Origin of the sequence: Nitrobacter sp. (assembly GCF_051535215.1) — a bacterium.
Classification (GTDB): domain Bacteria; phylum Pseudomonadota; class Alphaproteobacteria; order Rhizobiales; family Xanthobacteraceae; genus Nitrobacter.
In genome coordinates this window covers 1-9,631 of sequence record NZ_JBPPLY010000036.1, presented here as the reverse complement: position 1 = coordinate 9,631, position 9,631 = coordinate 1, and the positions used below count along the sequence as shown (strand labels likewise).

Sequence of the window (9,631 nt, the reverse complement as noted above, 5' to 3'; positions counted from 1 at the left end):
TGACCGTCAAGCACCACCTGCGTTGCGCCGGGAGCGCGGAATTCCACTCGGCTGACGGCCCATGATGCAGCGTCGCCGCGCAAGTCAGTGTGGAAATTTTGTATCGAGCGGCTGCCCAGCATGATCTGGTCGGCACTGATCCCGATGTCGGAGGCCAGCGGAGCCAGCGGAATCTTGGCCAAAACACCCTGTAGCGCGGCTATCGCCATTGCGGGCGAGTCCTTGGCCACCAGACGATCGGCATCGAGCTGACGTGCGAACAATTCGGCATGAATCCGCGGCGATGCATCGAAACGAACGTCGCCAACGCCTACGAGCTTCAGCGCAGCCTCCCCCGCACCGTAGCTCGCTTCGACCTGCTCCAGCCGCGCACCGCTCGGGGCGGCCTTGGTCCTGGCCGACACACGCCATGGTCTTTGAGACGGATCGCCAGAAAAGTTCTTGGCGGCGGATTCGGATGCGCCTGCCAGAGTCACCGCGCCTTCGAAATGTGGCACGCGCTCATCGAATGACAGAATTCCGTCCAGATCGATTGATGGAGCGCGCATTCCGGGGTCGATCGTTACATGAACACGGCTGGCGTCGTCATCGCTCACCGGTCCGGACGATATCCGAAATGGATAACGCTCTCCTGACAGCACGAAATTGCCGTCGCCGCGAACGGCCGCTCCGGATCGCACGTCGCCGCTGAAAGCGATGTCGCTCAATTCAAGCGTGGTACGGCTGGCCGCATCATGAAGCGCCACACGGCCCGTAAGGTTCAACCGGTCGATGGAAACCGGATTGAACGACCGCGACAGCGGCAAATCGATCCTACCGCCGCTATCGAGGCCGAGATCCAGTGCTACGTCGTTGATCGTCAGTTCGGTCGCGCGCCATTCTCCACGCATCAGCGAACCCAGACTGAATTCGACGCCGAGATTGCCGGCGCGCACCTTGCCCGGATCATTCGGCCCTCCGACCACCACTGAACGAAGCTGCAAGGACGGCGCCGGGAGCAGCCGGACGTCAAGCCCGCCCTCGATCCGAACCGGAGCGCCGATCATGCGCGCCGCTTGCGCCTCGAACCGGGGCCGAAAGCGGTTCCAGTCGATCAAGTAAGGCCCGATCAGCGCAGCGACGAGCGCAACGATGAATGCAATCGCCAGGCCGAGCAGCGAAGTCTGCACGGTGTCTCCCCTTGAAACGTTCCGGCAAAATCGAATTCCGATTCAGTCACGGTTCCAGACGCGTGTCAGAGGCTCAAGACTGCCGCATCGATCCCAAGCCTGCAAGACCGAGCCAAAACGAGCCGATCAACATCGTATAATATGGCTAACTGTGGCGAAGTAGCAGCGACGGTGGGGTCAATCCCCCGCGACGACCGGGGACTCGCATCGCGCCATCAGGATGGTTTCCAGGATTGACGGGGACAAAGCAAGGGAACGAACATGATTGGCACGCCTGCCCAAGTGGACCGGCCGCAACTGTTTCAGTCATCCGTCATGCGGATCGAACCGCAATGGATCGACTACAACGGACACCTCAACATGGCCTACTACAACGTCCTGTTCGACCGGGCGCTCGATGAGTTCTGGGTGGAGCTTGGATTGGGCCCGGACTACATGGAGACACGCAACGGCTCGACCTTCACCGCCGAGTGTCACGTTCGTTATCTGCGAGAAATCCGTCTGGACGATCCTGTGCGGGTGTCCGTGCTGCTGATCGCTGCCGATGAGAAACGTCTGCATATCTTCGAAGAGTTGCGGCACGCGACTGAAGGATGGCTATCGGCGACCTCCGAAAACATGACCCTTCACGTCGATATGGTTGATCGTAAAGTCGCGCCCTTTCCGCCTGACATTCGTGCGTGCATTGAAATTGTCGCTGATGTTCACAAACCGGTCCCGCGTCCCGAGGGCATCGGCCGGCGAATAGCGATGCCCTCGCAATCCCGTTAGGGGGCTATCGCTACACTCCGGTGCGACGGCCTCGCAACAGTCCGACCACCGCCGAAACCACAAACAGGATCAGCGCGATGAAAAAGATGATCTTGGCGATTTCTATCGATGCACCCGCTATGCCGCCGAAGCCGAGAATACCGGCAATCAGCGCGATAACTAGAAATGTCACGACCCAGCTCAGCATGACTTGATCTCCGTTGTCTCGGCGCCCGCGCCGCTGAGAAAACAATCCGTCCCTGAAACAATAGTTCCCTGCTATGAGAGAGAGGTTTTTGCGGAACAAAACTACGATGGCCGGCGCGGATCGCGAGTGAGGCCGGCAGAAAATCCGATGCAAACACGTCGTCGTGCCTATATATCCACGCAATCCTGCTAACGAGGCTCCCCTTCGCCGCCCCGCGGTGCCATCGTGGGAAGAAGACGATTCGCATGACCGAGCCGAACAGACTGATTCACGACGTTCCCGAGCACCGGCCCGCCGCCGGCGGCATCGCTGCGCGCGCCCGCGCGGCGGCCACGCCGCCGTATCTGACCGGACTCAATCCGGAACAGCGCGAAGCGGTGGAAACGCTGGACGGGCCGGTTCTGGTGCTGGCCGGTGCGGGCACGGGCAAAACCCGCGTGCTGACGACCCGCATCGCGCATATCCTCAGCCAGGGGCGCGCCCGCCCTGGCGAAATCCTCTCAGTGACCTTCACCAACAAGGCCGCGCGCGAGATGAAGCAGCGGCTTGGCCAGATGCTCGGACAAGCCGTGGAAGGCATGCCGTGGCTCGGCACCTTTCATTCCATCGGCGGTAGAATTCTGCGCGCACACGCGGAGCTTGTGCAGCTCAAGTCCAATTTCACCATCCTCGATGTGGACGACCAGATCCGTCTGCTTAAACAGCTTCTGCAAGCCGACAACGTGGACGACAAGCGCTGGCCGGCGCGGATGCTCGCGGGATTGATCGACGGCTGGAAGAATCGCGGCCTGGCGCCGGCGCAGGTGCCCTCGGGCGAAGCGGCCGTGTTCGGCAACGGTCGCGGCGGCAAGCTCTACGCCGCCTATCAGGCGCGATTGAAAATCCTCAATGCCGCCGATTTCGGCGATCTGCTCCTGGAGAATATCCGCCTGTTCCGCGAGCATCCGGACGTGCTGCGGCAATACCAGAACCGCTTCAAATTCATCCTCGTCGACGAGTATCAGGATACGAACGTCGCACAATACCTGTGGCTGCGGTTGCTGTCGCAGACCCCGACACGCACTCCACTTCCCTCTCCCCTTGCGGGAGAGGGTGCTGAGCCGCAAAGCGGCGAAGCGGGTGAGGGGTCGCTGTCCGCAGCCAATCACCCATCACCCGGCTCGCTGCGCTCGCCACCCTCTCCCGCAAAGGGAGAGGGTTCGTCAGCACCGATCGAGGCTCCGCGACAGAAAAACATCTGCTGCGTTGGTGATGACGACCAGTCGATCTATGGCTGGCGAGGCGCCGAGGTCGACAACATCCTGCGCTTCGAGCATGATTTTCCGGGCGCCAAGGTGATCCGGCTGGAACGCAATTACCGCTCCACCGGTCATATTCTCGCCGCCGCCTCGCATCTGATCGCACACAACGAAGGCCGGCTTGGCAAGACACTGCGCACCGAGGATGTCGACGGCGAGAAGGTCACTGTCACCGGCTCCTGGGACTCCGAGGAAGAAGCCCGGGCTATCGGCGAGGAAATCGAACAGCTCCAGCGCGCTGGCGAGAAGCTGAACGAGATTGCGATTCTGGTGCGCGCCTCGTTCCAGATGCGCGAGTTCGAAGACCGCTTTGTCACGCTTGGCCTGTCCTATCGCGTCATCGGCGGTCCGCGCTTCTACGAGCGCGCTGAAATCCGCGACGCGCTCGCCTATCTGCGCCTCATCAACTCGCCGGCTGATGACCTTGCCTTCGAGCGTATCGTCAACGTGCCCAAACGCGGCCTGGGCGACGCCACCGTGCAGATGCTGCACGAGATCGCCCGCAAGCGGCGGATACCGCTCAGCGAGGCCGCGCGCTCGGTCGTCGAGACCGACGAGTTGAAGCCGAAAGCGCGCGGGTCGCTGCGCGCCTTGCTCGACTGCTTCGATCGCTGGCGCGCACAGCGCGAGACCATGCCGCACACGGAACTGGCCGAGATCGTGCTCGACGAGAGCGGTTACACCGAGATGTGGCAGAAGGACCGCTCGGCCGACGCCGCAGGCCGGCTGGAGAACCTTAAAGAACTTGTACGCTCGATGGAGGAATTCGAGAACCTGCAAGGTTTTCTCGAACACATCTCGCTGGTAATGGATCGCGAAGGCGGTGCGGATGAGGATGCCGTTTCCGTCATGACGCTGCATTCCGCCAAGGGACTCGAATTCGACAATGTCTTTCTGCCCGGCTGGGAGGAAGGACTGTTTCCGCATCAGCGCGCGCTGGATGAGCAGGGACGCGCGGGCCTCGAGGAAGAACGCCGCCTCGCGCATGTCGGCCTGACGCGGGCGCGCCGTCGTGCGAAACTCTACTTCGCCACCAACCGACGCATTCACGGCTCATGGTCGACGACGATCCCGTCCCGCTTTCTCGACGAACTTCCTGCGCAAAATGTCGAAATCACGGAATCGAAGGGTGGCTCGGGCTGGGGCGGAACGGGCGGCTATGGTCCCTCGCGCTTCGACAACATGGAGTCCTTCAGCTCGAATTATTCGACGCCCGGCTGGCAGCGCGCGCAGGCCAATCGCGGTCGCGGTGGCTTCAACGAGGACGGCGCAGCATATGCTGCGAGGTCGAATTCGAAGCGCGCACCGGTCACCATCGAAGGTGAACTGGTCGCCAAATCCACCGGCACGGCGTCCGCGTTTTCAACGGGGGACCGGGTTTTTCACCAGAAGTTCGGTTACGGCAAGGTGACGCGGATCGACGGCAACAAGCTGACCATCGCCTTCGACAAGGCCGGCGAGAAAAAGGTGGTCGATAGTTTCGTGGAGCTGGTGTAGCCGATTGCGAAACATCACGCGCGTTCCTATCTCTTGACCCGGACTTTCATCTCGCCGCCAGCCGGCTTCGTTAATCCCAATTCCTGCTTTCATCCATCAGTCAGCGTATCAAACCCGCATGTCACCCATTATTTCCGTTTCCGATTTGTCGAAGGTTTATGCATCCGGCTTCACGGCGCTGAAGACGATCAATCTCGACATCAACCGGGGCGAGATTTTCGCGCTGCTGGGTCCGAACGGCGCCGGCAAGACGACGCTCATCAGCATCATCTGCGGCATCACGAACCCTTCCATCGGACAGGTTCTGGTGGACGGCCACGACATTCAGCGCGACTATCGGGCGACCCGCTCGCTGATTGGTCTCGTGCCGCAGGAACTGCATACCGACGCGTTCGAAACTGTCTGGGCCACCGTCAGTTTCAGCCGCGGGTTGTTCGGCAAGCCCAAGAACCCGGCTCATATCGAGAAGGTTTTGAAAGATCTGTCGCTGTGGGACAAGAAGGACAGCAAGATCGTCACACTGTCCGGCGGCATGAAGCGACGCGTGATGATCGCGAAAGCGTTGTCGCACGAGCCGCAAATCCTGTTTCTCGACGAGCCGACCGCGGGCGTCGATGTCGAGTTGCGTAAAGCCATGTGGGATGTAGTGCGGAGGCTGCGAGCCTCCGGCGTCACGATCATTCTGACGACGCATTACATCGAAGAGGCCGAAGAGATGGCCGACCGTGTCGGCGTCATCAACAGAGGCGAGATCATCCTGGTCGAGGAAAAGACAGCACTGATGCAGAAGCTCGGCAAGAAGCGGCTGAAGCTGCATTTGCAAAGCAAGGTCGATGCCCTACCCGCGTCGCTCGCCGCCTACAATCTCGATCTGGCCGAAGGCGGCAAAGAGTTGATCTATACCTACGACACCCGAAGCGAACATACCGGTATCACCAGCCTGCTGGGCGATCTCCGGGCCGCCGGCATCCGGTTTTCCGATCTCGACACCACCCAGAGTTCGCTGGAAGAAATCTTCGTCAGCCTGGTGAGGGCCTGACATGAACCTGGAGGCTGTGAAAGCGATCTACCGTTTTGAGATGGCGCGAACCTGGCGTACGCTGCTGCAAAGCATCTTGTCTCCCGTGGTGTCGACTTCGCTCTATTTCGTGGTCTTCGGCGCGGCGATCGGCTCGCGCATCACGCAAGTCGAGGGCGTCAGCTATGGCACCTTTATCGTGCCCGGGCTGGTGATGCTGTCGGTGCTCACGCAAAGCATCACCAATGCATCGTTCGGCATCTATTTCCCGAAATTCATCGGTACCATCTACGAGATCCTGTCGGCGCCGGTGTCCTATTTCGAAATCGTGCTGGGCTATGTCGGCGCAGCCGCCACCAAGTCGATCATCCTCGGCCTGATTATTCTGGCGACCGCGGGCCTGTTCGTGCCGCTGCACATCCATCACCCGGTTTGGATGCTGACATTCCTGGTCCTGACTTCCGTGACCTTCAGCCTGTTCGGTTTCATCATCGGCATCTGGGCCGATGGTTTCGAGAAACTGCAAATGATTCCGATGTTGATCATCACGCCCCTGACATTCCTCGGCGGCAGTTTCTATTCAATCAGCATGCTGCCACCGAACTGGCAGACGGTCGCGCTGTTCAATCCGGTCGTTTATCTCATCAGCGGCTTCCGCTGGAGCTTTTACGAGATCGCCGACGTCAGCCTCTCCGTGAGCATGGGCATGACGGTGAGTTTTCTCGTGATCTGCATGACGGTCGTGTGGTGGATCTTCAGGACGGGCTACCGGCTGAAAAGCTAGGCTCGCTATGCCACAAAAGAGAGCGGCCCGGTTCGATCCGGGCCGCGCTTGTTGTTGTGCCGAATGCTCTTATCGATAGCAGTGGAAATGGCCGTGGCGCCAATAGCCGCGGCACCGATGGCCGCGGCGAGGTCCGCGATCGGGAATGCCGAGGACACCCTTGACGCCGCCAACCGCGCCACCGACGCCGGCGCCGATCGCGCCGCCGATCGCACCGCCGACCGGACCAGCCGCACGGCTGCCTTCCCGCGCACCCTGGTTCGCACCACGCTCCATGCCTCCGAAGACGCCCTGCGCGTGCGCCAGATGCGGAATGGAAACGAGGGCCAGAGCGGCTGCAGCGGCCGCGGCCGCGAACTGAAGCCGGATTGAAGCTTTCATCGGCATTGCTGCGGTTCTGGTCTTCATGGGCATCTATATCCTCTGCTGGCTCGGCCGCGAACGGGCCATGATGAAATGGATTGCGAGAAGCATAACGCGATCGTGTTCCAAAAGTTCCCGAACCATGGTTTGGTTGCGGTCGCCTGTTACCGACCTCCTCATCTCACAGGGTTTTAGCCCCATCTTGGCCTTTGTTATGCCGCTTCGAGATTTAACGATGACGCAAATCCGCTACTGGAAGCAGCACCGTTTTGAGCGCATATAGGACACGGGGACGTTAGCTGCATCCGAGGTCCAGGTAAAATGCGTAGATTTCTTATTCCCCTCACCAGTCTATTGCTTCTTGGTGCCGTCAGCGCCGCCCAGGCCAAGGTGTCGATCCTTGTCGACAAGGATAATCAGCAAATGACCGTCTCCGTCGACGGCGTCGAGCGCTATCATTGGCCGGTCTCGAGCGGAAATCCGTCTCACGAAACCCCGAACGGCCGCTTCCAGGCCTTCCGCATGGAAGCCGACCATTTCTCCAAGGAATTCGACGACGCGCCGATGCCGCACTCGATCTTCTTCACCAAGATCGGTCATGCCATCCACGGCACGTTTTCGGAAGGCAGCCTCGGCGTTCCCGTCTCGCATGGCTGCGTGCGCATTTCGCGCGCCAATGCCTCGACACTCTATGCGCTGGTTCAGAAGGAAGGCGTCCTCAATACAACAGTCACGCTGACCGGCTCGTCGCGCATCGCACTGGCGCGCAATCCCCGCGGCAAGCGCAAAACCGATGTCGCCCGCCGCGATCCGCCGGACGATCAATCTTATGACGCCGTCGGAAATCCGGTCGATCTGACGCAGGGACGGATCGTCCCAAGTCAGCAGCCGCAAGCGGCCGTTCGCGACGACGGTTATATCTACCCGGCGGACGGCAGTTCCAGCGATCAGCGCTATCCCGCGCCGCGCAGCTCTCGCCGCCTCCGCGACGCGCAGAACGTTCCCCGGCAGTATTACTATGGCCGCGATCAAGCCGATTACGGTTATGCGCAGCCCTCTCCGCCGCAGGTGTACGCGCCGCAGCCTTATCGACCGCGCGGCCTGTTCACGGACTTCGGCGACTGACGGCTACGCCCGTCGCCGTCCCGTATCAATCGAAGCGGACCATGCCGGATACCGACGTCGTCATCATCGGCGCAGGCCATAACGGGCTTACCTGCGCCGCCTATCTCGCGATGGCCGGACTGCGGGTCAGGGTCGTGGAGCGGCGCAAGGTGGTCGGCGGCGCTGCCGTGACGGAAGAATTCCATCCCGGATTTCGCAATTCAGTCGCGGCCTACACCGTCAGCCTGCTCAATCCGAAAGTCATCGCGGACTTACGGCTGCACGATCACGGCCTTCGGATCGTCGAGCGCCGAGCCCAGAATTTTTTGCCCGCGGCCGACGGCCGTTACCTCCTTACCGGCGAAGGCCGCACCACGGCTTCGGTCGCCCGCCTGAGCGAACGGGATGCCGTCGCGATCGAAGGCTTCATGCGCGAGCTGGAAGAAATCGCGGACGTGATCCGGCAATTCGTGCTGCGCGCGCCGCCGAATCTCGTCGAGAGATTTGGCCTCAACGCCGCGCGTGAATTCGCCAACGCGATCGGCTCAATCGGAATCCTGCGCGGTCTGTCGCTGGAGCAGCAGCGCAACCTGCTCGATCTCTTTGCGCGATCGGCCGGCGACATGCTCGACGACCGCTTCGAAACCGATCTGGTGAAGGCCCTGTTCGGCTTCGACGCCATCGTCGGCAACTATGCCAGCCCCTATGCGGCCGGTTCTGCGTACGTAATGCTGCATCACGCCTTTGGAGAGGTGAACGGCAAGAAGGGCGTCTGGGGTCACGCCATCGGCGGCATGGGCGCGATCACCCAGGCGATGGCCGCGGCCGCCCGCTTGCGCGGCGCCGAGATCGAGACCGACGCCGGCGTGAGCGAGATCATTGTCGAGCGCGGCCGCGCGACGGGCGTCGTTCTCGATGACGGACGAACGGTTCGCGCAAAGTATATCGCCGCAAACGTCAACCCGAAGCTGCTCTATACGCGGCTGCTGCCAGCCGGCTCCCTCTCTCCCGCCTTTCTCAACCGCATCAGCAACTGGCGCAACGGCTCCGGAACGTTCCGGATGAACGTCGCGCTCTCCGCCCTGCCCTCATTCTCGGCCTTGCCGGGCGCGGGCGATCATCTCAGCGCCGGCATCATCATCGCGCCGGGTCTTGAATACATGGACCGTGCCTGGCAGGACGCACGCCGGTTCGGCTGGAGCCGCGAACCGGTGGTGGAGGTTCTGATCCCATCCGTGATCGATGATTCACTTGCGCCGTCCGGCCGCCATGTCGCGAGCCTGTTCTGCCAGCACGTCGCGCCGCAGTTGCCCGACGGCGCGTCCTGGGACGACCACCGCGACGAGGTCGCCGACCTCATGATCGCAACCGTCGACCGCTACGCGCCCGGCTTTGCCGCCAGCGTGATCGGCCGGCAGATCCTGTCTCCGCTCGACCTCG

At 61.5% G+C, this 9,631-nt stretch carries 9 protein-coding genes; 6 read left to right on the top strand and 3 right to left on the bottom strand.

Features of this window, described 5'->3' with window-relative positions:
• Positions 1 to 1,169, bottom strand: a 1,169-nt coding sequence (locus tag ACS3WB_RS16280; protein ID WP_438276518.1) for an AsmA family protein, incomplete at its 3' end; no start/stop codon positions are given.
• 261 nt (positions 1,170 to 1,430) lie between these two features.
• On the opposite strand from ACS3WB_RS16280, the gene ACS3WB_RS16275 reads away from it, so the two are divergent.
• Entirely contained in the window at positions 1,431 to 1,940 is a 510-nt protein-coding gene (locus ACS3WB_RS16275) for a thioesterase family protein (protein WP_438276517.1), read from the top strand.
• 10 nt (positions 1,941 to 1,950) lie between these two features.
• Here ACS3WB_RS16275 and ACS3WB_RS16270 read toward each other — a convergent pair whose 3' ends face one another.
• A complete protein-coding gene (locus ACS3WB_RS16270; protein ID WP_438276516.1) occupies positions 1,951 to 2,127 on the bottom strand; it encodes a DUF1328 domain-containing protein in 177 nt (58 codons plus the stop codon).
• Between the two features lie 245 nt (positions 2,128 to 2,372).
• Here ACS3WB_RS16270 and ACS3WB_RS16265 point away from each other — a divergent pair, with 245 nt between their 5' ends.
• The 3 genes from ACS3WB_RS16265 (at position 2,373) to ACS3WB_RS16255 (ending at position 6,724) form a co-directional block, all read left to right on the top strand.
• Positions 2,373 to 4,922: an ATP-dependent helicase gene (locus tag ACS3WB_RS16265; RefSeq protein ID WP_438276515.1), complete on the top strand. Its 2,550-nt coding sequence runs from the start codon at positions 2,373 to 2,375 to the stop codon at positions 4,920 to 4,922.
• Positions 4,923 to 5,040: 118 nt separating this feature from the next.
• Entirely contained in the window at positions 5,041 to 5,961 is a 921-nt protein-coding gene (locus ACS3WB_RS16260) for an ABC transporter ATP-binding protein (RefSeq protein ID WP_438276514.1), read from the top strand.
• 1 nt (position 5,962) lies between these two features.
• On the top strand, positions 5,963 to 6,724 hold the full coding sequence (locus ACS3WB_RS16255; RefSeq protein WP_438276513.1) for an ABC transporter permease: 762 nt from the start codon (positions 5,963 to 5,965) through the stop codon (positions 6,722 to 6,724).
• 69 nt (positions 6,725 to 6,793) lie between these two features.
• Here the strand turns inward: ACS3WB_RS16255 and ACS3WB_RS16250 are convergent, their stop codons facing one another.
• Entirely contained in the window at positions 6,794 to 7,132 is a 339-nt protein-coding gene (locus ACS3WB_RS16250; RefSeq protein ID WP_438276512.1) for a hypothetical protein, read from the bottom strand.
• A 276-nt stretch (positions 7,133 to 7,408) separates the two neighbouring features.
• Here ACS3WB_RS16250 and ACS3WB_RS16245 point away from each other — a divergent pair, with 276 nt between their 5' ends.
• Both ACS3WB_RS16245 and ACS3WB_RS16240 read left to right on the top strand, forming a co-directional pair.
• The gene (locus ACS3WB_RS16245) at positions 7,409 to 8,212 is read left to right on the top strand and encodes a L,D-transpeptidase (protein WP_438276511.1); all 804 of its coding nucleotides are present in this window, start codon (positions 7,409 to 7,411) and stop codon (positions 8,210 to 8,212) included.
• A 41-nt stretch (positions 8,213 to 8,253) separates the two neighbouring features.
• Positions 8,254 to 9,631, top strand: a 1,378-nt coding sequence (locus tag ACS3WB_RS16240; RefSeq protein WP_438276510.1) for a phytoene desaturase family protein, incomplete at its 3' end; no start/stop codon positions are given.